We start from the raw sequence: 24,343 nt of genomic DNA, 5'->3' as shown, positions 1-24,343 counted from the left end.
AACGTCGGAAGGGCCAACAGAGGTCCTCCGACTGTCATCCCCCCCCCCGTGCGCTCGCCTGAGACGCGCCATGCGACCAAGCAAAGGTGTAGCGAGAAATGACCATCCCCGACATCGGCGTCAGTCCGATCGATCACGGCGCCTGCGGCGATGGCATCGCAGATGACAAGGCGGCGCTCGATGCGGCCTTTTCAGCGGCCACGGCGTGCGGCGCGCCTCTGTTTCTGCCGGGCGGCAAGCGCTTCAAGGCCGTCTTATCGGAGCCATGGGTGTGGGACTTCGACCCGGTCAAGTATGACGGCCTCAAGATTACCGGGCAGGGCAAGCGGCAGAGCATCATCCAGCTCGCGCCCACCTTCTCGGGTGGCCCCGGCGTGAAGGCGTGGCAGTGGCGAGCGTCATCTGACTGGTACTATCTCGACGCGTCTGACTTCTGCGTCGAGACGACCTTCGACGGTGTCGCGCTCACTATCGGGCACGACGATTTCCGCGATCCCATGAACTTCTTCACGGCTCGCAATCTGATGGTTTTCAACCCCAAGGTGGGCTGGAACACTGAAGCGCTCCGACTGAACTATCTGGTCAACGGGCATCTGGATAACTGCCAGGCGAACTGTTTCGCAAACGGGCAGGGAGCAAACTACGGGACCGCGCTACACCACAGGCAGGCACGGTTCGTGCTCCACTCGAACCCGTCGTATGGCAACGCGTCGCATGCGGTGCTGTTCGACGGCGGATTCAACGTCGACATCGAGTTCGACGTGGGTGACTACGAAAACGCAAATTACCTCTGGTGCGTCAACAGTGCGACCAGCGGAAACATCCGGGTGCGGGGCGGCCAGCATTCTCTCTGGCAAATGCACGGCGTCTATGCGCCACAGAGCATGGCCAAAGCGATCGTGTTTGAAAGCCCCAACATCGCGAACGCCGCAGGGCTGCCGGCAGTATTCTCGCACCCCTCAAATGGGTCACGGGTCAGGATCAAGGATCTTTGGGCCTGACCATTGGCCATCGTCCTCGGAAAGCAAAACCCCGCCGCGGGTGTGACGCGACGGGGTTCTCTCTCTCTAGGTAGGCACTAGGAGCTTAGAAGTTCCAGTGCAGACCGGCCTGAATCGTGTGAGTCGTCAGGCTGACTTCCGGAACGGTCGCCGGCGAGGGGTTGTAGACCTCGCTGCCGTAGTCGCTATAGCGATAGAGCAGGTCGATCGACAGATCCTCGGACACGGCGAACTCGACGCCGGCGCCGACGGTCCAGCCGATATGGGTGTTGTCAAACTCGCTCGCGAAGCCAACGGTCTCGCGATTCGAGTGAGCAACGGCCAAACCAGCAGTAAGGTACGGCAGGAAGGCGCCACCGTCGAAGCCGACGCGGCCACGCAGAGAAGCCATCCAGTCGATATCCTGGGAAACTTCATCGAAGTTGATCGGCGGGTCCTCGTTGGTGCCGCTCAGATTCGACCAGGCGACGTCGCCAACGATACCGAGCACGATGCCGGAGCCAACGGTGGCATTGAAGCCCGCGTCGAGGCCCAGGATCCAGCCGCTAAGGTCGACGTCGTTACCAACGCCGCCGCCGGCCGGCTCGTGGTCCGCGAGACCCCAGCCTGCGCCGATGAAACCGCCGATGAACGCGCCGTCCCAGCTGCCGCCGACATCGACAACGCCAACTTCAGCCGGCTCTTCGATGATCAGGTCAGCCGCGAAGCCAGTGGAAGCGAAGCCGAGGACGGCGACGCCAGTGAGTAGTGAAAGGGTGAACTTCTTCATAAAGGTGCCTCCAGAGATACCTGCCGCTAAATAAGGCACACCGCTTCCCTCTAATCGACTCATTTTTGCCACGGAACAGCAGTGTTTCCACCGAGTGTTGCGGCGGGGTCACAGCATTTTCTAAGTAGTTCGACGTGTCCCTCGGCCCCAAACGCCTGCCTTGGCTGACATTTTGGCTAGGACCGGAGAAAGCCCCAGTTTCGCCCCTTTTGAACCGCGATGACGGCTTTCGGGGTGGTGTTGAACCGTTCCGCGAGCGCGTCGGGGGGCATGCGCTGCGGATTGATTCGGATGTGCTCGATGGCTGCAGCCGACAACATCGGCCGGCTCGCACGGGCTTTGCTGTGGCGCGAGCACCGCCCGGACCTCGTGGCGACCTTGCCGCAGCCCAACTCGGAGCAGGGGCCATGGAACGACCTCGGCCCTCGGGGCCGAGGGTACTTCGGTTGCTTTGGCTTCAAGGGCCTTGTGGCGGTTGGATCGCCATACTTGAGCCAGGCCCAGTAATGCGTCTGGCAGAGGCCTCGGGTCATCGCGGATATGGAACAGCCATCGACCGAGCAGTGGCCGTCGTTGACCTTAACCTTGACCGGGACGTGGTTCGGATCGCCGTAGCTGCGCAAGCGCTGGTAGTGTTTGTCGCAGAGGCCCTTCTGCCGCGCGAGCGCGGCGCAGCCATCTGCCTTGCACTTAGTGGTCTTCATCAGGACGGACTGGTAGTCGGTCCGGCCATGATCGCGCTGCATATCGTAGTGGGGCTTGCACAGCCCCTTCGCCACGGCTGAGCGGCCGCAGCCGTCGACTGAGCAGACCTTGCCCTTGTTTTGCTGTCGAGCGTCCATGCGACCTCGTCAATCCATGGCGCACTCGTAGCGCATCTGCCTTGACCTCGTGAAGAGCAGCGAGATCAGGTGATGATGTCGGTGATCCAGACCGCGGCCCAGACGCAGCCTACGAGCATCAGCGACAGCCCCAGCCAAGCGGCGAGCATCCACCAGACGCCGTGGCGTCCCCAGAGCATGTGAGCCCTTTTGCCGCCATCGGCCGGAATACCGGACGATCTCGGGGCGGCAAGTGACTAAGCGCCCAATCCCACGACAACACCAGAGGTATTTCGATGAACCCCAACGTCCCCCGCGGGGCGGCGATGCTGCTCGACTTCATTTATCGTACCGAAACCGGCAAGGGTCCCCCCGATTGCTACGGCGTGGTCTACGGCCACAACCAAGGCAAGCTGGCGAAGCCGCTCATCAGCATGACGCTGGATGAGGTAGAGGCCGACGGCCCACGTCGCACCAAGGCCTACGGCTCCTCGGCTGCTGGTGCTGCGCAGTTCATGCGCGACACCCTCGATAAGCCCGGCACTCTGCTCGACATCGAGGGTGAAATGGGGTTGAGCGGCAAAGAACTGTTCGCGCCCGACCTTCAGGACCGAATGGCCTATCACCTGCTCAAGCGGCGCGGGTACCTGCGGTTCATCGCTGGCGATCTGTCGCTGAAGGCCTTCGGCTTGGGTCTCGCCAAGGAGTGGGCGTCTCTGCCCGTGCTGTCGGACACCACGGGTCAGAAGCGCAAGGTCACCCGCGGGCAGTCCTACTATGCCGGCGACGGCCGAAACAAAGCACTGGTTGCACCCGTCGACGTGGAGGCGATCCTCGCCGAAGTGCTCAACGCCGTCGACCAGAAGCCTCAGCCGACCATCCCCTTCCCTGACGACGGACTTCCAGCCGACCCCACTGGACCGCTGCCGCCTACCTCCACCCCGCCACGCACCGGCAAGGGATGGGGTTGCCTCGGCTGGTCCATCTTCGGCCTGGTCGTCGTGGCCGGGCTCGCCATCGCTGCTTTCACCGTGAGGTTCTGACCATGACCGCGTTTCTCTCTTCTGTTGCTGTTCAGTGGTGGCTTCGTCGCATTTGGGATTGGGGCGGCATGCTCGCCGGCTGGATCGGCGGTCTCCTGACCCTCTATGGCCTCATGCCCCATGAGGTGCAGCAGACCGTGCTCGCCATTCTCGGCGGCCGCTGGGGTGATGTGAGCCTTGCAGCTGCCGGCGGCTTCATCGTTTGGGCCTTCACCCAGTGGCGCTCGTATCGGGCGACCGTAAAGCCCCAGATCGTCACTGAGGACGGCAAGCAGGCCGAGTTCCGCGAGTTGCCGGAGGGTACTGCGAATGCCGTCGAGCAGTTCGCTCAGACCGCAATCCTCAGACGAGGCGAGACGATCGTCGAGAAGCTGCTGAAGCTCAAGCTCGGCCGCTGAGGCTTACCAACTCCAACCTGGAGCGAGACGCATGGCCGTTGACGATGAGCACCCGGACGAGCTCGGGCGCGGGAAGATGAGCATGACGAAGCGCATCGAACTGCTCGAGCGCGATCGCGCTCAGCAATCCCGAGCGATAACCGAGCTCATTCAGAAGGTGCAGAAGGGCTTCACGCCCGAGCAGGTGAGCCAGATCCGGACTGCCTTCAGGGAAGAGTTGGCGGACGCCGGCCTGCGGCTCGACGACGCGAGCCACCAGGATGAGGCCCGGGAGGATTTCCGCTTCTTGCGCCGCTTCCGACTTCGCTGGGACGGGGCGGCCGCAAAGATCGGGAATGCAGTGCTGGCCGCTCTTTTGGTGGTCGCCGGCGGCATCATCGCCACTGGCTTCTGGACGTGGATCAACTCAGGTGGAAAGCCGCCGGGTTAGCAGCCTTAAGTTCGGAACCGGATACCGCGATGGAAGTTGTCTGCGCCGAGGGCAAAAGAGGAGAAGAACACGATGAAAGCCATTGCCACTCTCATGATCGCGGCAGCCTTGGTAAGCGCCCCGTTTGCCGCTGTCGCCCAGGATGCGAATGCGACGACCACGACGACCACGTCGACGGACGCCGCAACCGCCGGCGGGAATATGAACTACGGGTCGCTCATCTCGAGCCTTAATGCGGGGAAGATGGCTGATATCGGCACCTTCACCGCGACCTCGAAGGTGAACTGCGTGAAGGTGTCGACCCTGAAGGGTGACGCATCAGCCGACGCCACAGCGCTCGATAACGCCCTGACCAAGAACTCTGCTCAGGTCGCGGGCCTCAAGACCTCAATCGAAGGCAATGCGGATCTCAAGACCAAGCTCGAGACCAGTAGCTGTCCGATCGACAAGATTGTCGCCGTCACGACTGAGACGGATGGTTCGTTCACGGTCTACGTAGACGATCGCACGTAAGCGAACATTCCCTACGAGTGTGGCCCCGGCTCCCTTTTGGAGGCCGGGGCTTTTTGCATTTCGGGAATCTGTTAGGCGTGCGGCATGCAGGACTACGACCTTCCGCAGATCGCGATCGACGAACTCATCCGCCTGGCCAAAGAGGTCGGCACGCCGATCGAGGATCGGCCGGAGTTCCAGATCCTGTGGGACGAGCGTCTCATTATGGGCGGCGACAAGAAGCGCGTGCACATCACCCAGCGCGGCAAGAGCTGGCTGCAGCGGCGCGGATTCATTCCGAGCTAGACGGTCGGGCCCTTCACCAACCAGAACCGCTCGTTCTGCTCGAAGGGCGCAGCATCCTCCTCGAGACCAAACCAGCCAAGCCAGTAGCGGAACTCCCTCCGCTGCGCCTCGGGTTCGGCGCTGGCGAAGGTCCAGCGCTGCACGCCAGGCTCTGGCGATACGACCGCCGGCATGCCCGGCTTGGGCAGATCGTCAGCCGGCATGGCGCAGCCCCCTGAGGGTGGCGTGCCGCAGCATGCCCTCGCCGCGTAGGTGCCTGACCGTTGCCGCCAGCCCCGGCCGCAACCACGTCCCGCGCCGCTTCAGCGCCAGAGGAGGGACCTCGACCGTGTTCGCCTCGACGTAGGCCCAGAAATCCTCACGGTCCGCCGCCTTCAGCGTGATGAAGGCATCCCCCACATAGTGCAGCCCACGCTCGTCGCGTCGCGCGAGGATCGCTACCGGCGCGCCGGTTGGCGACAGGTCGGCGCCGATCACATCGAACTCGCCGATGGTGAAGGTCTTCGTCTTCAGCCAGGTGTCGGCGTCGCCGCTCTTGTAGCGGCTGCCGCGCTTCTTGCTGACGATGCCCTCGAGGCCCATGGCGTCGATGGCGGCAAACGCCTCCGGGCCGTCGGCGCCAAGCTCTTGGCTGAACGCGAGACATGGGGCCGGCGCGCTCTGCAAGAGGCCACTCAGCATAGCGCGCCGGCTCTCCACCGGCCTGCTGCGGACGTCGCCCCCGTCCAGATGCAGCAGGTCGAATGCGACGAAGATCAGATCCTGCGGCCGCCAGCGGATGGCCGCTGGTAAGCCTGAGAAGTCGGCCGCGCCGCGGGTGTCCGGTAGATAGACCTCGCCGTCAAGGATCGCGGATGTGCACCGCAGCTGAGCAGCGGCCGCGACGATCTGCGGGTATTTGCTTGTCCAGTTCGCCCCGCTGCTGCTGAAGGCCCGGGCGGTCCCGGCTTCCACGTGCAGCTGGGTGCGATAGCCGTCGAACTTCACCTCGTGCAGCCAGCCGTCACCGCTGGGCGCGGTCTCAACGAGGCGCGGTTTCATGGGTTGGATGTAGCGGAGGGCAGGGCGTTCAAGCAGCATGCCGGCAATTTAGTGCGGGAGCGGAAGGAATCCGAGTCGACTCGCGATCACTGATTCGTTTTGCCGGAACCGGGCGCTATCCAGCGGATTGAATCCCCCGCCGCGTAGGAGTGCCCCATGGCCGAGTTGTTCCAGTTCCCAGTCCGCAATCCCCGCCCAATCGCAACTGCCGAGGGTGTTCTCGTCAAAGCCGTTTCGGTGGTGCAGCACGCGATGCTGCCGGACAGCGGCGTATCAAGGGACACACTGCTCGACGAACTGCTCGAATTGCTGGACGGGCCTGAGGCGCTCGAGGTCTACAACCGCTCGAAGCAGACCTGGTGATGGGCCGGCCGAAGGTCCCCCACAAGCCGCCGGCGCCCAGCGTCCGGGAAATCGTAGGCGCTGCGATCGAGCGGAGCCGGGCGGTGTCGGGGGAACTACCGATGACGCAGCAGGAGATCGTCAAAGACATGATCGCCAAGCTCGACCTGCCGCCGTCGCTCAAGGCTCGACTGAAGGAGCGCCACAAGCTCGACTAGGAGCCAAGATATTCCCGTAGGCCGGCCGCCAAGGCGCGGTAGCCCGGCCAGTCGTTCTTCCCGGCCTGACCGACCCTCCATTGAAGGCTGCGCAGGAACCGCTCGTCGCGGCCCTCGATCGGAAGTAAGGGAACGACCCATTCCCCCTCGGGCTGACGAGCCGCATGGAGGATGGCATCGAGCGCCGCCTCCCGCTCATCATGCGCCGCCGCCTCGCCGATCACTTCCGGTAGCGCGGAATTTGCCAAGTCCGCGGCTTCTTGGGAGGTATCGGCATAGCCGCTCCGGATGAAGTGCACGCCCCAATGGCGGTAGATCCCGACCGACCAGTTCCATGAGCCCTGGTTGTCGCGCCTTTGGTGCGCCAACGCCTCGGCCATATGCCCTCTTACGACGTCACCGGTGGGTGACGGCAGTTGAGCGCCTAGGCGCCGCATCGCAGGATCCTGGCCCGGGCTAGCGGCAACCGGAGCCCAGGTGAAGCGATTGTGGGATTCGCTGTTCACAGCCCACCATCCCTCGTGGCTTGTTCTCATTTCGTTCACGGGTATATGACTCGTGGCTCCCGACGTAAAGGAGCTCAAAATGTCCACCTCAATCAGTCCGTCCGATCAGATCAAGTCGCTTAAACGGACCTGCCCATTCTTCACCGCCCACGACATCTCGCAAGTCACCGGCTTTCGCCTCGGGACCGTGGAGCGCGCGCTCCGCGAGTTGCCTCAGGAAAACTCAGACCGGATGCCCGTTTACGCGATGCGAGAAATCGCCGACTGAAAGCCGTGGACGACCTCGCCAATCTACGGCTCTCGGCCTATACGCCGAGGCAACTCGATATCGTCTGCCGGCGATGCCAGCGCATTGCCTCCGCCGGCACCGGCAAGCTGCAGCGCAGGTACGGAGACCGTCCTCTCGGCGAACTGGCGCGCCTGGTGGCGGCGGACGGAAATCCCCCGTGCGAACTCGCGAAGCTGGGGGAGGGCTGCTCTGTCCAGCCAATGGAGCCGCCCTTCGAACAGTGGGCGACCCTGTCGGATGCTCGGCTGGGCAACTGGGTGGGCTGGCTGTCCTGTGACAGACGGCGCGCATCACTGAAGCCGGCGAAGGCGTGCCCGGGCGAGTTCATGGCCGACGTGCACTCGCTTCTGATGGCGCTACCCTACGATTTCCCGCTTTCAAAGTTGCCGAGACATCTGAAATGTCCGGAATGCCAGTCCGACCACGTGCTGATCAGGTGGGAGAAGCTGCAGGCGCCGGCGCCGACGGCACCAGCGGTGCATAGGTCTGCCGGGATGGGGAAGGGCGGATTGAGGGTTGTGCGTTGAATCGCGCGCCATCCCTTCTGCGCAGCAGGCCGAACATCACGATATGGCGACTCAGCACCACCACTCTTCGCCGTCCGGCCATCGCCTCGCCAGACGCTCCTCAATCAGAATGTCCCCTACATCACGACCAGCGATCTTGATCGTCGCGAGAGTGCGCTTTCCTGTTCCGTCGATTCCGAAGGTTTCAACCGTGAAAGAATTGTCGTTGAGCAAATCCAGCAGGCGCGCGCTTGCTCGCTTGGCGAGAGCCACCTCCTGCTTTCCACCACAGATATCGTTGAAGGGCTCTGGGGTGTCGAACGACTGAAGTCGCAGGTTCATACCCTGCAGCCAAATGGTGTCACCGTCGACAACGCACGTGTAGCGCTTGCCGCCGCCACACATCGCGAACTGCATCCGGAACTCGCCAGCCGAAGCCTGCTGAAAACTCGATGTCGCAGGACTGCGCTGGTCGTTGCTGGATCCCGCAACGAAGCCGAGTGCCCCAACGCCGCACAACGCCAGGATCGCGTAGGCGCCCATCGAGCCACGTCCCCGGGAAACTAGCCGGGGAGATCGAGGAATCAGTCTGGGCTGCTGCGGAGCGATCCTTGGGCGACGACCAAACGGGGTAGGTGATCGGGGTTTCAAGGCAAGGCCTCACAAGCATCGCATACTGGGCGAGAGCATTCTTCTTTCGTGGTGATGCTGTAGAGGTTGCACATGTGAGCAGCCTAGCTTCGATCCCCGCAGGGAAGCAAACACGGCGTTCCCACTATCGGCCGCCGTCTGGCCGTTTCCGGCCGATCCGGAGTAGGAACACCTCCTGACCACTCTCTATATATAGAGGGCCTGTCACGCCGGAGGTCGCGGGTTCGAGCCCCGTCTCTCGCGCCACCCTTTTTCTTCACATCAGTGGTGAACTTTGGGTGGCGCTGATCGCCTTCGAGCGATGTTCTCATTTCCCCCGCCGACATGTTCCCACTTTCTATGCCGTTTTGTTCTGACTGAACGCTGGCCGGGGCGTCGACGGCGATCGCTTCAGTGCCGCATCCAACTCAGAGGGTGATGTTCAGGCTGACGCATGCTATTAGCGCGGCGAACGCATTGGCGTTCGAAGTGGCTTCAATCATGAAGCCGCCACCCCACGTTAGGACAATGTTTGCAGGTTCTCGTTCGCGACAATAACGTCGATCAGGCTCTCAAGGTACTCAAGAAGCGCTTGCAGCGTGAGGGTGTCTTCCGGGAGATGAAACTCCGCAGCTATTACGAGAAGCCGTCGGAAAAGCGGGTTCGTGAAGCCGCCGAGGCAGTACGTCGGGGCCGCAAGGCCGCTCGCAAGACTGCCATTCGTGAAGGCCTGATCGCTGCCCCGGTGAAGAAACCGGCGTTCCAGCGAGCCCAGGCGCCTTCGGCGCTTCGAGGCGGCTAGCCGCTGCGCATCGACGAGTAGAGCGAACCCGCCACATCGGCGGGTTTTTTCATGCCCGCTGTTAGGCAAGGTTGCGGGTGAAAGCCCCACCGTGAAGCTCAATGCCGGTCATTGTTGGCGATGCTCGAAGAGGGCGCGTCTGATGCCCCTGCCAACCAGAAAACCAGCCAGGTGCACCGAACGATCTCGTGTAGCCGGCTCGTTACGGTTTGGGGGCGGCTGTCCTTGCAATGGCCGCCGCCACACCACATTTCAGATGTAGGTGTCCGCGAATCCTGACGGAACCGCGGATGTGTGTCGTGCATTTAGAACTGTTGGAGGCGATCCAGGAGAAACCGGCCATGCTGGTGCCATTGCGACTGGTGTTTGCAGGAACGTTGCTGGCCGCCATGGCAGGCGCTGCGACGGCTTCTGATCTGATCACCGTGCCGGTGGGCTCGAGCGATGTCGCGGTACCGGTCGCCACGGGATTCAACTGGAGCGGCTTTTACGCCGGGGTCTACGGCGTGGTGCAGTCCAGCCCGGCTCGCGGGACTGAGGTCGGCGCGGGAATCGCTGCCGGCGTAAACGCGCAACTCGACTTCTTCCTCATTGGCGGCGAGGTGGCCCTGCACGGGCTGACCGGCGACACAATCGATACGGCCTATGGCCAGGTGACCGGTCGCGGCGGGGTGCTGGTGACCGATGACCTGTTGGCCTATGCCTCGGCCGGCTATGGCATGGAACTCGGCGGGACCGGCGAGCGCGACTTCCTTGCCGGCGGCGGCCTCGAGTATGCCGTCACCGACGACATCTCGTTGAATGCCGAATACCTGCGTGGCTTCGACCTCGAGGGCGGCAACCCCAAGGACCAGTTCAGCCTCGGCGCGCGGTTCCACTTCTAGGCGAATCCGAGGGTCACATAGCCGGGCGCAGCATTGCGTTTGCGGGGCCTCAACCATGAGTGGAACACTCACGCGGCACCAATAGCCGGAAGACCGTTGCGGGCAGGGCGTCTCAGCCAGTTTTCCGTACTAAGTTGAGCGTAATGATCAACATTAGTTTTTCTTGAATCGCTGCAAGGCGTGGGCTAAGCCCGTGCCACACGAAGTCGCGTCGTCTGAGGGGCCCAAAATTGCCCGTCTGGCCGCGCGAGCCGGCCACTCCAGCCGGCCCGACCATTAGGCTGCACAATGAACGAGTTGCTCAGCAACTACCTGCCGATCATCATATTCGTCGGTCTGGCTGCCGTTATCGGCCTGGCCCTCATGGTTGCCCCCTTCATCGTTGCCTACAAGCGACCCGACCCGGAGAAGGTGTCGGCGTTTGAAGCGGGTTTTGAAGCATTCGACGATGCGCGCATGAAGTTCGATGTGCGCTTCTACCTGGTGTCGATCCTGTTCATCGTCTTCGATCTCGAAGTGGCGCTGCTGTTCCCCTGGGCCGTGGCGTTCCGTGATGTCGGCTGGTTCGGCTTCTGGTCAGTCATGATCTTCCTTGGCGTGCTGACTATCGGCTTCATCTACGAATGGAAGAAGGGCGCGCTGGAATGGGATTGAGTGAACAGACGCTGGTCGCGCCGCAGCCCAAGGGCCTGATCGACCCACGCACCAACAAGCCGATCGGCGCCGACGATCCGTTCATGGCGGATGTGAATGCCGAGCTCGCCGACAAGGGCTTCCTGGTTTCGACAGCGTCGCAGCTGATCACCTGGGCACGCACCGGCTCGCTGATGTGGATGCAGACCGGCCTCGCCTGCTGCGCCGTGGAAATGATCCAGATGTCGATGCCGCGCTACGACATCGAGCGATTCGGCACTGCGCCGCGCGCCTCGCCGCGCCAGGCGGACGTGCTAATCGTCGCCGGTACGCTGACCAACAAGATGGCCCCGGCGCTGCGCAAGGTCTACGACCAGATGCCGGAGCCGCGCTACGTCATCTCGATGGGCAGCTGCGCCAATGGCGGCGGCTACTATCACTATTCGTACTCTGTGGTGCGCGGCTGCGATCGCGTCATGCCCGTCGACATCTATGTTCCGGGCTGCCCGCCGACCGCTGAGGCACTGCTCTACGGCATCCTGTTGCTGCAGAAGAAAATCCGCCGCACCGGCACGATCGAACGTTAGGACCGGCCATGACTGACGGCCCCATTCCTTCACCGCTCGCGGCGCTCGCTGAACGCGCCCGCAACGCGCTCGGCGAAAAAATCATCGACCACAAGCTGGCTTACGGCGAACTGACGCTCTCGGTGCAGCGCGACGCGATCATCGATGTCGCGACGTTCCTGCACGATCACGAGGCGTTTGCGGGTATCACCGACGTGTGCGGGGTGGACTATCCGGAGCGCGCAGAGCGCTTCGACGTGGTCTACCACCTCTTAAGCCCCAAGCAGAACCTGCGCGTGCGGCTGAAGCTCTCCACCGACGACACCCAGCCGGTGCAGTCGATCACCGGCCTGTTCCCGGGTGCCGACTGGTTCGAGCGCGAGACCTACGATCTGTTCGGCATCCTGTTCACCGGCCACCCGGACCTGCGCCGGCTGCTGACCGACTATGGCTTTGACGGCTATCCGCTGCGCAAGGATTTCCCGACCACCGGTTACGTCGAAGTCCGCTACGACGAAGAGCGCAAGCGCGTCGTCTATGAGCCGGTGAAGCTGCCGCAGGAATTCCGGCAGTTCGATTATCTGTCACCGTGGGAGGGTACGGATTACGTGCTGCCCGGCGACGAGAAGGCGAAGAACTGATGTCCGAAGTCGATGTAAGAAACTTCACCATCAACTTTGGGCCGATCCATCCCTCCGCCCACGGTGTGCTCCGCCTCATCCTCGAGCTCGACGGCGAAGTGGTCGAGCGCGTCGATCCGCATATCGGGCTGCTGCATCGCGGTACCGAGAAGCTGATCGAGACCAAGACGTACCTGCAGGCCGTGCCGTATTTCGACCGGCTCGACTATGTCGCGCCGATGAACCAGGAGCATGCCTTCTGCCTCGCAGTCGAAAAGCTGCTGGGCATCGAAGTGCCGCTGCGTGGCCAGCTGATCCGCGTGCTCTATGCCGAGATCGGCCGGCTCTTGTCGCACATGCTCAACTGCACGACGCAGGCGATGGACGTCGGCGCGCTGACCCCGCCGCTATGGGGGTTCGACGAGCGCGAGAAGCTGATGATCTTCTACGAGCGCGCCTCGGGCAGCCGCATGCATGCGGCCTATTTCCGTCCGGGTGGCGTGCACCAGGATCTGCCGCAGGCGCTGATCGACGATATCGGCGCGTTCTGCGACCCGTTCCTGCTGGTGCTCGACAACCTCGAGAAACTGCTTACCGGCAACCGCATCTATATGCAGCGCAACGCCGATATCGGCGTGGTGTCGGCGGAAGATGCATGGAAGTGGGGCTTTTCGGGCGTGATGGTGCGCGGCTCGGGCGATGCCTGGGACCTGCGCAAGTCGCAGCCCTATGAGTGCTACGACCGGCTCGAGTTCGACGTGCCGATCGGCAAGAACGGTGATTGCTACGACCGTTACCTCGTCCGCATGGACGAGATGCGCCAGTCGATCCGGATCATGAAGCAGGTGCTCGACCTGTTGAATTCGCCCGAAGGGCAGGGGCCCGTCGCCTCGACCGACGGCAAGGTGGTGCCGCCCAAGCGCGGCGAGATGAAGCAGTCGATGGAAGCGCTGATCCATCACTTCAAGCTTTACACCGAAGGCTACAAGGTGCCGGCCGGTGAGGTGTATGCCGCAGTCGAAGCGCCCAAGGGCGAGTTCGGCGTCTACCTGGTCAGCGACGGCACCAACAAGCCATACCGCTGCAAGATCCGCGCGCCGGGCTTTGCGCACCTGCAGGCGATGGATTTCCTCTGCCGGGGACACATGCTGGCCGACGTCGCCGCTATCCTCGGTTCGCTCGATATCGTGTTTGGTGAGGTCGATCGGTAATGTCCGTCCGCCGTTTAGCAGATGAGGCCGTCCAGCCGACTACCTTCGCCTTCACGAAGGAAAACCAGGCCTGGGCCGAAAAGAAGATGGCGGAGTATCCGCCGGGCCGTCAGCAGTCGGCCGTGATTCCGGTGCTGTTCCGCGCCCAGGAGCAGCAGGGTTGGGTCAGCCGCGCCGCGATCGAAGCGGTCGGCAAGCTGCTCGAGATGCCCTATATTCGCGTGCTTGAAGTCGCGACCTTCTACACGCAGTTCCTGCTGCAGCCGGTCGGCACCCGCGCCCACATCCAGGTGTGCGGCACGACGCCCTGCATGCTGCGTGGCGCCGAGGACATCCGCCACATCTGCGAGCGCCGCATCAACCACAACCCGTTCGAGACCAATGCCGAGGGCACCCTCAGCTGGGAAGAGGTCGAGTGCCTCGGCGCCTGCGTGAATGCGCCGCTGGTGATGGTGGGCAGCGACACCTACGAAGACCTGACGGTCGAGAGCTTTGAGGCGATCCTCGACAAGTTCGCCGCCGGCAAAGGCAGCGACGTAAAGCCTGGCCCGCAGGTCGTGCGCCAGTTCGCTGCGGCGGAAGGCGGCCAGACGACGCTGCTCGAAAAGCCGACCGCCAAGCGCACCTACAAGCCGTTCCCGCCGCCACCGGCAGCACCCGCGGCTGCTCCTGGTGCGGCAGCTCCTGCGGCTCCCGCCGCCGCCGCTGCCCCGGCTGCCAAGGCTCCCGAGCCGACAGCTGCGGGCCGCAAGAATACCACGACGGAAGAGACGGCGCCGGCCCTGAAGTCGCCGTCGCCCGAGAAGGTCTCGACGGCGACCGCCGAAGCCGAGCGCAAGGCCGCCAACAAGGCGGCCAAGGCCGACGGCACGCCCAACCGGGCGATGCGCGAGACGGCCACCGGCGCGGAATCGCCGGCCGGCAAGATCGACGCCGGCAAGACCGACACCAAGGCCAAGCGCGCACCCGCCCCGGCGACCGCCGTGTCGCCAAGCGAGGACGGCGGCGCCAGGCTGTTCCAGGCCCCCGCCGGCACGCCGGATGACCTCAAGCTGATCTCGGGCGTCGGCCCGGTGCTCGAGGGCAAGCTCAACGCCATCGGCATCACCACCTGGGCCCAGGTGGCGGCGCTGAAGAAGGCTGATATCGCAAAGCTCGAAGATCACCTCGCATTCCCGGGCCGGGTGGCCCGCGATGAGTGGATCAAGCAGGCCAAGGCGCTCGCCAAGGGCGGCGTCGAGGAATATCGCAAGGTGTTCGGGAAGGACCCGCGCTGATGCTCGCTGACCAGGATCGCATCTTCACCAATCTCTACGGCACTGGCGACTGGGGCCTCGAAGGCGCCCGGGCGCGTGGCGGCTGGGTCGATACCAAGAAGTTCATCGACAACGGTCGTGACTGGATCGTCAACGAGGTCAAGGGTTCGGGCCTGCGTGGCCGTGGCGGCGCCGGTTTCCCGACTGCGCTCAAATGGACCTTCATGCCCAAGGAAGGCGTCAATGACGGCCGTCCGAGCCAGCTCCTCGTCAATGCCGACGAGTCCGAGCCTGGCACCTGCAAGGATCGCGAGATCCTGCGCCACGACCCGCATCACCTGATCGAAGGGTGCCTGCTCGCCGGCCGCGCCATGGGCGCACACATCGCCTATGTCTACATCCGCGGCGAGTTCATCCGCGAGCGGCAGAATTTCGAAGCCGCCGTGCAGCAGGCCTATGACGCCAAGCTGATCGGCAAGAACAACGTGCATGGCTGGGACTTCGAGATCGTCGTCCATCACGGCGCCGGCGCCTACATCTGCGGCGAAGAAACCGCGCTGATGGAGTCGCTCGAGGGCAAGAAGGGCCAGCCGCGCCTGAAGCCGCCGTTCCCGGCGGCGATGGGCGTCTACGGCAACCCGACCACGGTCAACAACGTCGAATCCATTGCCGTGGTGCCCGAGATCCTGCGCCGCGGCGGCGCCTGGTTCGGCGGCATCGGCCGGCCCAACAATACCGGTACCAAGCTGTTCATGGCCTCGGGCCACGTCAACAAGCCGGCGGTGTTCGAGGATGCGATGGGCTGCACCTTCGAAGAGCTGATCGAAAAGCACTGCGGCGGCATCCGCGGCGGCTGGGATAACCTGCTCGCGGTGATCCCCGGCGGCGCGTCCTGCCCGGTGGTGCGCGGCGAAGACATGCGCACCGCGATCATGGATTTCGATGGGCTGCGCGAGAAGAAATCCTCGTTCGGCACCGGCGGCATGATCGTCCTCGACAAGTCGGCCGACATCATCAAGGCGATCTGGCGCATCCAGGCGTTCTTCAAGCACGAGAGCTGCGGCCAGTGCACGCCGTGCCGTGAAGGCACCGGCTGGATGATGCGTGTCATGGAACGCATGGTCGAAGGCCGCGCCCAGAAGCGCGAAATCGACATGCTGTTCGATGTGACCAAGCAGATCGAAGGGCACACCATCTGTGCCCTCGGCGATGCGGCGGCCTGGCCGGTGCAGGGCCTGATCCGCAACTTCCGCGACGTCATCGAGGCGCGGATCGACCAATACACCTGGTCCTCGACCAGCGAGGGCGCCGTGCCCTCGATCGCGGCGGAGTAAGGCCAATGGCCAGCATCAAAGTCGACGGTACGCTCGTCGAGGTCCCCGATTACTACACCCTGATGCAGGCCGCGGAAGCAGCCGGCGCGGAAATCCCGCGCTTCTGCTACCACGAGCGCCTGTCGGTGGCGGGCAACTGCCGCATGTGCCTCGTCGAGGTGAAGGGTGGGCCGCCCAAGCCGCAGGCCAGCTGCGCCATGTCGGTCAAGGACCTGCGTCCCGGCCCGAACGGCGAGCCGCCGGAGATGTTCACCAACACCCCGATGGTCAAGAAGGCCCGCGAAGGGGTGATGGAGTTCCTGCTCATCAACCACCCGCTGGATTGCCCGATCTGCGACCAGGGCGGCGAGTGCGACCTGCAGGACCAGGCCATGGCCTATGGGGTGGACAAGAACCGCTTCGCCGAGAACAAGCGCGCCGTCGAGGACAAGTATCTCGGGCCGCTGGTGAAGACCGAGATGAATCGCTGCATTCACTGCACGCGCTGCGTCCGTTTCACCACCGAGGTTGCCGGCATCACCGAGATGGGCCTGCTCGGCCGCGGTGAAGACGCCGAGATCACCTCGTATCTCGAGCAGGCGCTGACCAGCGAGCTGCAGGGCAACGTCATCGACCTCTGCCCGGTCGGCGCGCTCACTTCCAAGCCCTACGCGTTCCATGCGCGTCCGTGGGAACTGGTGAAGACCGAGACCATCGACGTGATGGACGCGGTCGGCTCCAACATCCGCGTCGACAGCCGTGGCCGCGAAGTGATGCGCATCCTGCCGCGCGTCAACGAGGCGATCAACGAAGAGTGGATTTCAGACAAGACCCGCTTCATCTGGGATGGCCTCAAGAGCCAGCGCCTCGATCGCCCCTATGTCCGCTCCGGCGGCAAGCTGAAGCCGGCGTCGTGGGATGAGGCGTTTGCCGCCATCGCCAAGGCGATCAAGGCTTCGGGCGGCGGCAACAAGGTCGGCGCCATTGCCGGCGACCTGGCAGCCGTTGAGGATATGTATGCGCTCAAGGCGCTGATGACCTCGCTCGGCTCGGGCATGACCGATTGCCGCCCGGCAATGTCGGGGATCGATCCGTCGATGCCGCGCTCGGCCTACATCTTCAACCCGACTATTGCGGGTATCGAAGAAGCCGACGCGATCCTGATCATCGGCTCGAACCCGCGCAAGGAAGCCGCGCTGGTCAACGCGCGTATCCGCAAGGCCTGGCGCGCCAAGAACACCCCGATCGCGGTGATCGGCGACAATGCCGACCTCACCTACAAGTACGAGTACCTGGGCAACGGGCTGTCGGCGCTGGCCGACCTCGTGGCGCGCAAGGGCAGCTTCGGCGAGATCCTGTCGAAGGCCGTGCGTCCGCTGATCATCGTGGGCGAGGGCGCTGTGTCGCATGGCGCTGCGCATTCCAAGCAGATCGGCCGTGACGTCCTCGCCATGGCGGCCAAGCTCGCCACCGGCTCGGGCGCCGCGGAAGACTGGAATGGCCTCGCGCTGCTGCACAATGCCGCCGGCCGCGTCGGCGGCCTCGATATCGGTTTCGTGCCGCATGACGGCGGCGTCTGTTCGGCCGACCAGATCGGCCTTGCCGGCAAGGGCGAGCTCGACGTGCTGTTCCTGCTCGGTGCCGATGAGTACGACACCTCGGCGATGGGCAAGGCGTTCGTGATCTACGTGGGCACGCATGGCGATGCTGGTGCGCACCGCGCCGACGTGATCCTGCCGTCTGCCGCTTACACCGAGAAGTCGGGCACCTATGTCAACACCGAGGGTCGCGTGCAGCTCGCCGAGCGCGCCGTGTTCCCGCCGGGCGAGGCGAAGGAAGACTGGGCGATTTTCCGGGCGCTCAGCGCCGTGCTCGGCCAGCCGCTGCCGTTCAACTCGCTCAGCCAGTTGCGCGCCGCGATCTATGCCGAGTTCCCGCACCTGGCGCGGCTCGACCAGATCGCCCAGGGTTCGCTGGCCGATGTGAAGAAGCTCGCCGGCGCCGCGATCAAGACCAAGTCCGCGACCTTCACCTCGCCGGTTGCCGACTTCTACCTCACCAACCCGATCGCGCGGTCGTCCGCGACGATGGGCGAATGCGCCGCGCTGCAGGCCGGTCTCCGGCAGGCAGCAGAGTAAGGGGCCCAGATGGATTTCGTTGTTTCAGCGCTGGACTACCTGCTCGGTATCCCGATCTTCGGGTGGGGTGAACAGGTCGGCTTCATCTACAAGGGGCTGCTGCTGCTCATCGCGCTGCTGTTGTTCACCGCGTATATCCTGCTCGCCGACCGCAAGATCTGGGCGGCGGTGCAACAGCGTCGCGGCCCCAACGTCGTCGGCCCGTTCGGGCTGTTGCAGAGCTTCGCGGACTTGTTGAAGTTCGTCCTCAAAGAGCCTGTAATTCCGGCAAGTTCGGACAAGGTGCTGTTCATCCTGGCGCCGCTGGTGACCTCCATCCTGGCGCTCTCGGCCTATGCCGTGATCCCCTTCGACAAGGGGTGGGCACTGGCCAACATCAATGTCGGCATCCTCTACATCTTCGCCATCTCGTCGCTGGGCGTATACGGCATCATCATGGGCGGCTGGGCTTCGAACTCGAAGTACGCCTTCCTCGGTGCGCTCCGTTCGGCAGCGCAGATGGTGTCGTACGAAGTCTCGATCGGCCTCGTGATCATCACGGTGCTGCTGGTGGTCGGCTCCTTGAACCTCACCGATATCGTGGTGGCGCAGCAGTCGGGCGGCATCGCGCATATGCTCGGCGTGCCGTGGCTCAGTGTCCTGAACTGGTACTGGCTGCCGCTGTTCCCGATGTTCGTGATCTTCTACGTCTCGGCCCTGGCGGAAACCAACCGCCCGCCGTTCGACCTGCCGGAAGGTGAATCCGAGCTGGTGGCCGGCTACATGGTTGAGTACTCCTCGACCCCGTACCTGCTGTTCATGCTCGGCGAGTACATCGCCATCATCCTGATGTGCTGCATGACGACGATCCTGTTCCTCGGGGGCTGGGCGGCGCCGATCGACCTGCCGCCGTTCACCTGGATCCCGGGCGTCGTCTGGTTCGTCCTCAAGCTCTGCCTGGTGTTTTTCATGTTCGCGATGGCCAAGGCGATCGTGCCGCGCTACCGCTATGACCAGCTGATGCGTATCGGCTGGAAGGTTTTCCTGCCGATCTCGCTGCTCATGGTGGTCGTCGTCGCCGCGGTTCTCCAGCTCACCGGCTGGGGCTGGCACGGAGGGTCTGTCTGATGCGTTTCGCCCAGTTCCTCAACGGCCTGCTGCTGCGTGAGTTCGTCGGCGCCTTCTTCCTGGCGATGAAGTACTTCTTCGCACCCAAGAAGACGGTGAACTACCCGTTCGAGAAGATCCCATATTCGCCACGCTTCCGCGGCGAGCACGCGCTGCGCCGCTATCCCAATGGCGAAGAGCGCTGCATCGCCTGCAAGCTCTGCGAAGCGATCTGCCCGGCGCAGGCCATCACTATCGAAGCCGGCCCGCGCCAGAACGACGGTACCCGCCGGACGGTGCGCTACGACATCGACATGGTGAAGTGCATCTATTGCGGCTTCTGCCAGGAGGCTTGCCCGGTCGACGCGATCGTCGAAGGGCCGAACTTCGAGTTCGCGACCGAAACGCGCGAGGAGCTGTATTTCTCGAAAGAGAAGCTGCTCGCCAATGGCGATCGTTGGGAGCGCGAGATCGCGGCCAACCTCGCCGCCGACGCGCCGTACCGGTAAGGGATCGAGATGACGCTGCCGCTGTTCTTCTTTTATGTGTTCTCGGTCATCACCGTCGCTTCGGCGCTGATGGTGATCGCGGCGCGCAATCCCGTGCACTCGGTGCTGTTCCTGATCCTGGCGTTCGTCAATTCGGCCGGCCTGTTCATGCTGGCCGGCGCCGAGTTCCTGGCGCTGATCCTGATCGTCGTCTATGTCGGCGCCGTCGCGGTGCTGTTCCTGTTCGTCACCATGATGCTCGATGTCGATTTCGCCTCGCTGCGCCAGGGCATGCTGCAATACGCGCCGGTGGGCGTGGTGGTCGGCGTGATCCTCCTGCTCGAGCTGCTGCTGGTGGCGGGGAGTTTTGTGCTGCCGGTCGATGGCGGGGCCGTGGCCGCGGTGCCGATGGATGCGGCGATCGACAATACCCGCGCCATCGGGCAATTGCTCTACACGCGCTACGTCTTCCTGTTCCAGGGCGCTGCCGGCGTGCTGCTGGTCGCCATGATCGGCGCGATCGTCCTGACCCTCAGGCACAAGTCGAACGTCAAGCGGCAGGATGTGTTCCGCCAGACCGGGCGCAAGCGCTCGGAAGGCACGGAACTGGTCAAGGTCAAATCGGGGCAGGGGCTCTAAATGCTGGCAGCAACAGGCATCGGGCTCGGGCACTACCTGACCGTCGGGGCGATCCTTTTCACGCTGGGCGTGTTCGGGATCTTCCTCAACCGCAAGAACATCATCGTCATCCTGATGTCGGTGGAACTGATCCTCCTGGCAGTGAACATCAACTTCGTGGCGTTCTCGTCGCAGCTGGGCGACCTCGCCGGGCAGGTGTTTGCGCTGTTGATCCTCACCGTGGCCGCCGCTGAAGCGGCGATCGGTCTCGCCATCCTCGTCATCTTCTATCGCAACCGCGGCTCCATCGCCGTGGAAGACGTCAACTCGCTGAAGGGCTGACCGCAAAGTGATCCAGGCCATCGTATTCTTCCCGCTCGTCGGGGCCCTGATCGCGGGTCTGCTGGGCCGCATCATCGGTCACCGCACCAGCGAGTACATCACCACCGGGCTGCTGATCGCCGCCGCCGTGTTGAGCTGGATCGTCTTCGCCCAGTACTGGTTCGCGCCGGCAGCGGTCGAAGGCGCACACGGCGCCGAGCATGCCGCGACCAAGGTCGAAGTGATGCGCTGGATCGTCTCCGGTGCGCTCGACCTGCGCTGGGTGCTGCGTGTCGATACGCTGACCGCGGTGATGCTCGTGGTGGTGACCACCGTTTCGAGCCTCGTTCACCTCTACTCGATCGGCTACATGGCCGATGATCCGCACCGCTCGCGGTTCTTCGCCTACCTGTCGCTGTTCACCTTCGCCATGCTGATGCTGGTGACCGCCGACAACTTCCTGCAGATGTTCTTCGGCTGGGAAGGCGTGGGTCTCGCGTCCTATCTGCTGATCGGCTTCTGGTACACGCGGCCGTCGGCCAATGCGGCGGCGATGAAGGCGTTCGTCGTCAACCGCGTCGGCGACTTCGGCTTTGCGCTCGGCATCTTTGCGGCCTTCGTGGTGCTCGGTCACCTCGATTTCGATGGCGCTTTCCATGCGGTCGAAGCGAACAAGGACCTGACCTTCCGCTTCCTCAGCTGGGATCTGCACGCCATGACCGTGGTGTGCCTGCTGCTGTTCATGGGCGCCATGGGCAAGTCGGCGCAGTTCCTGCTTCACACCTGGCTGCCGGACGCCATGGAAGGCCCGACCCCGGTGTCGGCGCTGATCCATGCCGCGACCATGGTGACGGCCGGCGTGTTCATGGTGGCCCGTTTCTCGCCGCTGTTCGAAGCCTCCGAGCTCGCCATGACCGTGGTGATGCTGGTCGGCGCGCTGACCGCATTCTTCGCGGCGACGGTTGGCCTCGTTCAGAACGACATCAAGCGTGTCATCGCCTATTCGACCTGTTCGCAGCTCGGCTACATGTTCGTGGCGCTGGGGGCAGGGGTCTATTCGGTGGGTATCTTCCACCTCTTCACCCACGCCTTCTTCAAGGCGCTGCTGTTCCTGGGCGCCGGCTCGGTCATCCATGCGATGCACCATGAGCAGGACATGCGGAACATGGGTGGGCTCAGGAAGAAGATCCCGATCACCTACTGGATGATGATCATCGGCACGCTGGCGCTCACTGGCGTCGGCATCCCGGGCACGCCGCTCGGTTTCGCCGGGTTCTTCTCGAAAGACGGCATCATCGAAGTCGCTTACGCGGCGGGTGGTTCGACCGGTTACATCGGCTTCTGGGCCCTGGTGATCGCGGCCATGTTCACCAGCTTCTACTCGTGGCGCCTGATCCACCTGACCTTCCATGGCGAGACGCGTGGCCAGCATCACGGGCACGGTGCGCACGCGACGCATGATGACCATGCCCATGCCGACCACGCGCACGACGATCACGGGCATCACGGCAGCGCCTATGACAACGCGCATGAGAGCCCCAATGTCATGCTGGTGCCGCTCTACGTGCTGGCCGCCGGTGCGGTGCTGGCGGGCGTGGTGTTCAACGATCTGTTCTTCGGCCATGCCGAGCATATCGAGCATTTCTTCCAGGGCTCGCTGGTCGTCTCCGAAGAGCTGCTCGAGGCCGCTCACGGCGTGCCGATCTGGGTGAAGTGGTCGGCGACCATCGCCATGGTGCTCGGCTTTGCCGCGGCCTACCAGATGTACATCCGCGATCCGGCAGCGCCGAAGCGGTTGGCGCACGCCAACCCGGGGCTCTACCTGTTCCTCTTGAACAAGTGGTACTTCGACGAGCTCTACGACCGCATCTTCGTCAAGCCGGCGCTCTGGCTGGGCAATGCCCTGTGGAAGGGCTTTGACGACATGCTGATCGACAAGACCATCACCGAGGGCCTTGGCAATCGCGTCAAGGACATCACCGGCAAGGTGGTGAAGCTGCAGTCCGGCTACCTCTATCACTACGCTTTCGCCATGCTTATCGGTATCGCGGCGCTGCTCACCTGGGCCATCGCCGCCGGGGGACTTCTTGGATGATCTTCAGTGACCACCTTCTGACGTTCATCACTTTCCTGCCGACGGCGGGCGCGCTGCTGCTGCTGTTCGTCAGCGGTCGCGACGAGGCTGCGAACAACCTGGCGCGCTATATCGCGCTCGGCGTGACGCTGGTGACGGCTGCCCTCAGCCTCTGGCTCTGGTACCTGTTCGACCCATCGAACACCGGCTTCCAGTTCGTTGAAGTGTGGGCGTTCAGCGACTCGATCGGCTACCGCATGGGCGTCGACGGCATCTCGGTGCTGTTCATCCCGCTGACCGCGGTACTGATGCCTGCCGTGATCCTCTCGAGCTTTGGCTCCATCACCAAGCGGGTGAAGGAGTACCTGATCGTCTTCCTGATCCTCGAGACGTTCATGATCGGCGCCTTCGCGACGCTCGATTTGGCGATGTTCTATGTGTTCTTCGAGGGCACGCTGATCCCGATGTTCCTGATCATCGGTATCTGGGGCGGGGCGCGGCGCATCCAGGCGACCTACAAGTTCTTCTTTTACAGCTTCACCGGCACGGTGCTGATGCTGATCGCCATCATGGCGATGTACTGGCAGGCCGGCACACTCGATATCGCCAGGCTCCTGACCTTCAAGTTCCCGCCCGAGGTGCAGACCTGGCTGTGGATCGGGTTCTTCGCCTCGTTCGCGGTGAAGATGCCGATGTGGCCGTTCCACCGCTGGCTGCCGGAAGCGCACGTCGAAGCGCCGACGGGAGGCTCGGTGATCCTGGCCGCGATCCTCCTGAAGCTTGGCGGCTACGGCTTCATCCGCTTCTCGATCTCGATGTTCCCCGATGCCTCGCACCAGTTCGCGAACTTCGTGTTCGTCCTGTCGATCGCGGCGATCATCATCACCTCGCTCGTCGCGCTGGTGCAGACCGATATCAAGAAGCTGATCGCCTATTCGTCGGTCGCCCATATGGGCTTCGTGACGATGGGTATCTTCACCGGCAACATCTACGGCATCCACGGCGCGATCTTCCAGATGATCTCGCACGGTATCGTCTCGGCCGCGCTCTTCTTCTGCGTCGGCGTGGTTTACGACCGGATGCACACGCGTGAGATCGATGCCTATGGCGGGTTGGTGTCGCCGATGCCGCGCTACGCCGTGGTGTTCATGGTGTTCACCATGGCCAATGTCGGCCTGCCGGGGACTTCGGGCTTCGTCGGTGAATTCCTCACCATGCTGGCGGCCTTCCAGGCCAACACCTGGGTGGCGTTCTTCGCGGCGTTCGGCGTGATCCTGTCGGCGGCCTATGCGCTCTGGCTCTATCGCCGGGTGATCTTCGGCGCCTTCACCAAGGAATCGCTGAAGGGCATTCTCGATCTCGACCGGCGCGAAGCCATCGTGCTGGTGCCGCTGGTGCTCCTCACCATTCTCTTCGGCTTCTATCCCGCCCCGATCCTCGATGCGACTGCCGCATCGGTGAACCTCGTCGCGGAAAACTTCGCCAACGCCATTGGTGCCGCACCGCAAGCGGTTGCCGCGGCGACCGGCCATTAGGAGACG

Annotated in this window: 30 protein-coding genes; 24 read left to right on the top strand and 6 right to left on the bottom strand. The window is 63.6% G+C overall.

Annotated features, from left to right (window positions below; translation table 11 throughout):
* Positions 1 to 98: 98 nt before the first annotated feature.
* Entirely contained in the window at positions 99 to 1,001 is a 903-nt protein-coding gene (locus ASC68_RS16810) for a glycosyl hydrolase family 28-related protein (protein WP_055881704.1), read from the top strand.
* Positions 1,002 to 1,086: 85 nt separating this feature from the next.
* Here the strand turns inward: ASC68_RS16810 and ASC68_RS16805 are convergent, their stop codons facing one another.
* Both ASC68_RS16805 and ASC68_RS16800 read right to left on the bottom strand, forming a co-directional pair.
* Positions 1,087 to 1,770 (bottom strand): outer membrane protein, encoded by a 684-nt coding sequence (locus ASC68_RS16805; RefSeq protein WP_055881701.1) that lies wholly within the window; start codon positions 1,768 to 1,770, stop codon positions 1,087 to 1,089.
* A gap of 176 nt (positions 1,771 to 1,946) precedes the next feature.
* On the bottom strand, positions 1,947 to 2,612 hold the full coding sequence (locus tag ASC68_RS16800) for a hypothetical protein (RefSeq protein ID WP_055881698.1): 666 nt from the start codon (positions 2,610 to 2,612) through the stop codon (positions 1,947 to 1,949).
* A gap of 275 nt (positions 2,613 to 2,887) precedes the next feature.
* Between ASC68_RS16800 and ASC68_RS16795 the strand changes: the two genes are divergently transcribed.
* The 5 genes from ASC68_RS16795 (at position 2,888) to ASC68_RS16775 (ending at position 5,260) form a co-directional block, all read left to right on the top strand.
* Positions 2,888 to 3,634 (top strand): hypothetical protein, encoded by a 747-nt coding sequence (locus ASC68_RS16795; RefSeq protein WP_156387358.1) that lies wholly within the window; start codon positions 2,888 to 2,890, stop codon positions 3,632 to 3,634.
* Between the two features lie 68 nt (positions 3,635 to 3,702).
* Complete coding sequence (locus ASC68_RS16790) at positions 3,703 to 4,032, top strand: hypothetical protein (RefSeq protein ID WP_055881694.1); 330 nt, start codon at positions 3,703 to 3,705, stop codon at positions 4,030 to 4,032.
* 31 nt (positions 4,033 to 4,063) lie between these two features.
* Positions 4,064 to 4,462 (top strand): hypothetical protein, encoded by a 399-nt coding sequence (locus ASC68_RS16785; protein WP_055881691.1) that lies wholly within the window; start codon positions 4,064 to 4,066, stop codon positions 4,460 to 4,462.
* A gap of 72 nt (positions 4,463 to 4,534) precedes the next feature.
* Positions 4,535 to 4,975: a hypothetical protein gene (locus ASC68_RS16780; RefSeq protein ID WP_055881689.1), complete on the top strand. Its 441-nt coding sequence runs from the start codon at positions 4,535 to 4,537 to the stop codon at positions 4,973 to 4,975.
* A gap of 84 nt (positions 4,976 to 5,059) precedes the next feature.
* On the top strand, positions 5,060 to 5,260 hold the full coding sequence (locus ASC68_RS16775) for a hypothetical protein (protein ID WP_055881685.1): 201 nt from the start codon (positions 5,060 to 5,062) through the stop codon (positions 5,258 to 5,260).
* Here ASC68_RS16775 and ASC68_RS16770 read toward each other — a convergent pair.
* Complete coding sequence (locus ASC68_RS16770; protein ID WP_055881683.1) at positions 5,257 to 5,463, bottom strand: hypothetical protein; 207 nt, start codon at positions 5,461 to 5,463, stop codon at positions 5,257 to 5,259. The genes ASC68_RS16775 and ASC68_RS16770 overlap by 4 nt on opposite strands.
* Positions 5,453 to 6,340, bottom strand: coding sequence for an RNA ligase family protein (locus tag ASC68_RS16765; RefSeq protein ID WP_082528231.1), 888 nt, complete (start codon positions 6,338 to 6,340; stop codon positions 5,453 to 5,455). Before ASC68_RS16765 ends, ASC68_RS16770 begins: the two co-directional genes overlap by 11 nt.
* A gap of 117 nt (positions 6,341 to 6,457) precedes the next feature.
* Here ASC68_RS16765 and ASC68_RS16760 point away from each other — a divergent pair, with 117 nt between their 5' ends.
* Complete coding sequence (locus ASC68_RS16760) at positions 6,458 to 6,664, top strand: hypothetical protein (protein WP_055881678.1); 207 nt, start codon at positions 6,458 to 6,460, stop codon at positions 6,662 to 6,664.
* Positions 6,665 to 6,857: 193 nt separating this feature from the next.
* On the opposite strand, the gene ASC68_RS16750 is transcribed toward ASC68_RS16760, so the two are convergent.
* Positions 6,858 to 7,241, bottom strand: coding sequence for a hypothetical protein (locus tag ASC68_RS16750; protein ID WP_055881673.1), 384 nt, complete (start codon positions 7,239 to 7,241; stop codon positions 6,858 to 6,860).
* A gap of 205 nt (positions 7,242 to 7,446) precedes the next feature.
* On the opposite strand from ASC68_RS16750, the gene ASC68_RS16745 reads away from it, so the two are divergent.
* Both ASC68_RS16745 and ASC68_RS16740 read left to right on the top strand, forming a co-directional pair.
* Entirely contained in the window at positions 7,447 to 7,635 is a 189-nt protein-coding gene (locus ASC68_RS16745) for a hypothetical protein (protein ID WP_055881671.1), read from the top strand.
* 5 nt (positions 7,636 to 7,640) lie between these two features.
* On the top strand, positions 7,641 to 8,183 hold the full coding sequence (locus tag ASC68_RS16740) for a hypothetical protein (protein WP_055881668.1): 543 nt from the start codon (positions 7,641 to 7,643) through the stop codon (positions 8,181 to 8,183).
* Between the two features lie 51 nt (positions 8,184 to 8,234).
* Here ASC68_RS16740 and ASC68_RS16735 read toward each other — a convergent pair whose 3' ends face one another.
* Positions 8,235 to 8,705, bottom strand: coding sequence for a thermonuclease family protein (locus ASC68_RS16735; RefSeq protein ID WP_055881664.1), 471 nt, complete (start codon positions 8,703 to 8,705; stop codon positions 8,235 to 8,237).
* Between the two features lie 619 nt (positions 8,706 to 9,324).
* Here ASC68_RS16735 and rpsU point away from each other — a divergent pair.
* From rpsU to ASC68_RS16660, 15 genes are all read left to right on the top strand, one after another.
* Positions 9,325 to 9,594, top strand: coding sequence for a 30S ribosomal protein S21 (gene rpsU / locus ASC68_RS28380; protein ID WP_069911195.1), 270 nt, complete (start codon positions 9,325 to 9,327; stop codon positions 9,592 to 9,594).
* Positions 9,595 to 9,893: 299 nt separating this feature from the next.
* Positions 9,894 to 10,478, top strand: coding sequence for an outer membrane beta-barrel protein (locus ASC68_RS16725; protein WP_197421264.1), 585 nt, complete (start codon positions 9,894 to 9,896; stop codon positions 10,476 to 10,478).
* Positions 10,479 to 10,766: 288 nt separating this feature from the next.
* Positions 10,767 to 11,132: an NADH-quinone oxidoreductase subunit A gene (locus tag ASC68_RS16720; RefSeq protein ID WP_055881655.1), complete on the top strand. Its 366-nt coding sequence runs from the start codon at positions 10,767 to 10,769 to the stop codon at positions 11,130 to 11,132.
* Complete coding sequence (locus tag ASC68_RS16715; protein ID WP_055881654.1) at positions 11,123 to 11,698, top strand: NADH-quinone oxidoreductase subunit B; 576 nt, start codon at positions 11,123 to 11,125, stop codon at positions 11,696 to 11,698. Before ASC68_RS16720 ends, ASC68_RS16715 begins: the two co-directional genes overlap by 10 nt.
* An 8-nt stretch (positions 11,699 to 11,706) precedes the next feature.
* On the top strand, positions 11,707 to 12,318 hold the full coding sequence (locus ASC68_RS16710; RefSeq protein WP_055881651.1) for an NADH-quinone oxidoreductase subunit C: 612 nt from the start codon (positions 11,707 to 11,709) through the stop codon (positions 12,316 to 12,318).
* Positions 12,318 to 13,508, top strand: coding sequence for an NADH-quinone oxidoreductase subunit D (locus ASC68_RS16705; protein WP_055881649.1), 1,191 nt, complete (start codon positions 12,318 to 12,320; stop codon positions 13,506 to 13,508). Before ASC68_RS16710 ends, ASC68_RS16705 begins: the two co-directional genes overlap by 1 nt.
* On the top strand, positions 13,508 to 14,785 hold the full coding sequence (gene nuoE, locus ASC68_RS16700) for an NADH-quinone oxidoreductase subunit NuoE (protein ID WP_055881647.1): 1,278 nt from the start codon (positions 13,508 to 13,510) through the stop codon (positions 14,783 to 14,785). The genes ASC68_RS16705 and nuoE overlap by 1 nt, the downstream gene beginning before the upstream one ends.
* Positions 14,785 to 16,098, top strand: coding sequence for an NADH-quinone oxidoreductase subunit NuoF (gene nuoF / locus ASC68_RS16695; RefSeq protein WP_055881645.1), 1,314 nt, complete (start codon positions 14,785 to 14,787; stop codon positions 16,096 to 16,098). The genes nuoE and nuoF overlap by 1 nt, the downstream gene beginning before the upstream one ends.
* A gap of 5 nt (positions 16,099 to 16,103) precedes the next feature.
* On the top strand, positions 16,104 to 18,215 hold the full coding sequence (gene nuoG / locus ASC68_RS16690; protein ID WP_055881643.1) for an NADH-quinone oxidoreductase subunit NuoG: 2,112 nt from the start codon (positions 16,104 to 16,106) through the stop codon (positions 18,213 to 18,215).
* A gap of 9 nt (positions 18,216 to 18,224) precedes the next feature.
* Positions 18,225 to 19,322 (top strand): NADH-quinone oxidoreductase subunit NuoH, encoded by a 1,098-nt coding sequence (nuoH, locus tag ASC68_RS16685; protein ID WP_082528229.1) that lies wholly within the window; start codon positions 18,225 to 18,227, stop codon positions 19,320 to 19,322.
* Positions 19,322 to 19,810: an NADH-quinone oxidoreductase subunit NuoI gene (nuoI, locus tag ASC68_RS16680; protein ID WP_055881640.1), complete on the top strand. Its 489-nt coding sequence runs from the start codon at positions 19,322 to 19,324 to the stop codon at positions 19,808 to 19,810. Before nuoH ends, nuoI begins: the two co-directional genes overlap by 1 nt.
* 9 nt (positions 19,811 to 19,819) lie before the next feature.
* On the top strand, positions 19,820 to 20,428 hold the full coding sequence (locus ASC68_RS16675) for an NADH-quinone oxidoreductase subunit J (protein ID WP_055881639.1): 609 nt from the start codon (positions 19,820 to 19,822) through the stop codon (positions 20,426 to 20,428).
* Entirely contained in the window at positions 20,429 to 20,749 is a 321-nt protein-coding gene (gene nuoK, locus ASC68_RS16670; RefSeq protein WP_055881636.1) for an NADH-quinone oxidoreductase subunit NuoK, read from the top strand. It begins immediately after the preceding gene.
* A 7-nt stretch (positions 20,750 to 20,756) separates the two neighbouring features.
* Positions 20,757 to 22,823 carry an NADH-quinone oxidoreductase subunit L gene (gene nuoL, locus ASC68_RS16665; RefSeq protein ID WP_055881634.1) on the top strand — a complete coding sequence of 689 codons (2,067 nt, stop codon included), beginning with the start codon at positions 20,757 to 20,759 and terminating at the stop codon, positions 22,821 to 22,823.
* The gene (locus tag ASC68_RS16660) at positions 22,820 to 24,337 is read left to right on the top strand and encodes an NADH-quinone oxidoreductase subunit M (RefSeq protein ID WP_156387357.1); all 1,518 of its coding nucleotides are present in this window, start codon (positions 22,820 to 22,822) and stop codon (positions 24,335 to 24,337) included. The genes nuoL and ASC68_RS16660 overlap by 4 nt, the downstream gene beginning before the upstream one ends.
* Positions 24,338 to 24,343: the final 6 nt, after the last annotated feature.

The sequence above is a fragment of the Devosia sp. Root105 genome, from assembly GCF_001424865.1.
Taxonomy (GTDB): Bacteria; Pseudomonadota; Alphaproteobacteria; order Rhizobiales; family Devosiaceae; genus Devosia_A.
The sequence above is the reverse complement of the archived record's forward strand: the minus strand, read 5'-3'. Positions and strand labels throughout refer to the sequence as shown.

Bases quoted from the DNA above. Each gene is read 5' to 3' on its own strand.
- ASC68_RS16760 (WP_055881678.1), top strand. From the start codon at position 6,458: ATGGCCGAGTTGTTCCAGTTCCCAGTCCGCAATCCCCGCCCAATCGCA.
- ASC68_RS16675 (WP_055881639.1), top strand. From the start codon at position 19,820: ATGACGCTGCCGCTGTTCTTCTTTTATGTGTTCTCGGTCATCACCGTC.
- nuoE (WP_055881647.1), top strand. From the start codon at position 13,508: ATGTCCGTCCGCCGTTTAGCAGATGAGGCCGTCCAGCCGACTACCTTC.
- ASC68_RS16715 (WP_055881654.1), top strand. From the start codon at position 11,123: ATGGGATTGAGTGAACAGACGCTGGTCGCGCCGCAGCCCAAGGGCCTG.
- nuoK (WP_055881636.1), top strand. From the start codon at position 20,429: ATGCTGGCAGCAACAGGCATCGGGCTCGGGCACTACCTGACCGTCGGG.
- ASC68_RS16810 (WP_055881704.1), top strand. From the start codon at position 99: ATGACCATCCCCGACATCGGCGTCAGTCCGATCGATCACGGCGCCTGC.
- ASC68_RS16780 (WP_055881689.1), top strand. From the start codon at position 4,535: ATGAAAGCCATTGCCACTCTCATGATCGCGGCAGCCTTGGTAAGCGCC.
- ASC68_RS16750 (WP_055881673.1), bottom strand. From the start codon at position 7,241: ATGGCCGAGGCGTTGGCGCACCAAAGGCGCGACAACCAGGGCTCATGG.
- ASC68_RS16735 (WP_055881664.1), bottom strand. From the start codon at position 8,705: ATGGGCGCCTACGCGATCCTGGCGTTGTGCGGCGTTGGGGCACTCGGC.
- nuoF (WP_055881645.1), top strand. From the start codon at position 14,785: ATGCTCGCTGACCAGGATCGCATCTTCACCAATCTCTACGGCACTGGC.
- ASC68_RS16720 (WP_055881655.1), top strand. From the start codon at position 10,767: ATGAACGAGTTGCTCAGCAACTACCTGCCGATCATCATATTCGTCGGT.
- ASC68_RS16705 (WP_055881649.1), top strand. From the start codon at position 12,318: ATGTCCGAAGTCGATGTAAGAAACTTCACCATCAACTTTGGGCCGATC.
- ASC68_RS16710 (WP_055881651.1), top strand. From the start codon at position 11,707: ATGACTGACGGCCCCATTCCTTCACCGCTCGCGGCGCTCGCTGAACGC.
- ASC68_RS16770 (WP_055881683.1), bottom strand. From the start codon at position 5,463: ATGCCGGCTGACGATCTGCCCAAGCCGGGCATGCCGGCGGTCGTATCG.
- ASC68_RS16805 (WP_055881701.1), bottom strand. From the start codon at position 1,770: ATGAAGAAGTTCACCCTTTCACTACTCACTGGCGTCGCCGTCCTCGGC.
- nuoH (WP_082528229.1), top strand. From the start codon at position 18,225: ATGGATTTCGTTGTTTCAGCGCTGGACTACCTGCTCGGTATCCCGATC.
- ASC68_RS16795 (WP_156387358.1), top strand. From the start codon at position 2,888: ATGAACCCCAACGTCCCCCGCGGGGCGGCGATGCTGCTCGACTTCATT.
- nuoG (WP_055881643.1), top strand. From the start codon at position 16,104: ATGGCCAGCATCAAAGTCGACGGTACGCTCGTCGAGGTCCCCGATTAC.
- ASC68_RS16660 (WP_156387357.1), top strand. From the start codon at position 22,820: ATGATCTTCAGTGACCACCTTCTGACGTTCATCACTTTCCTGCCGACG.
- ASC68_RS16775 (WP_055881685.1), top strand. From the start codon at position 5,060: ATGCAGGACTACGACCTTCCGCAGATCGCGATCGACGAACTCATCCGC.
- nuoI (WP_055881640.1), top strand. From the start codon at position 19,322: ATGCGTTTCGCCCAGTTCCTCAACGGCCTGCTGCTGCGTGAGTTCGTC.
- ASC68_RS16765 (WP_082528231.1), bottom strand. From the start codon at position 6,340: ATGCTGCTTGAACGCCCTGCCCTCCGCTACATCCAACCCATGAAACCG.
- ASC68_RS16745 (WP_055881671.1), top strand. From the start codon at position 7,447: ATGTCCACCTCAATCAGTCCGTCCGATCAGATCAAGTCGCTTAAACGG.
- ASC68_RS16785 (WP_055881691.1), top strand. From the start codon at position 4,064: ATGGCCGTTGACGATGAGCACCCGGACGAGCTCGGGCGCGGGAAGATG.
- ASC68_RS16790 (WP_055881694.1), top strand. From the start codon at position 3,703: ATGCTCGCCGGCTGGATCGGCGGTCTCCTGACCCTCTATGGCCTCATG.
- ASC68_RS16800 (WP_055881698.1), bottom strand. From the start codon at position 2,612: ATGGACGCTCGACAGCAAAACAAGGGCAAGGTCTGCTCAGTCGACGGC.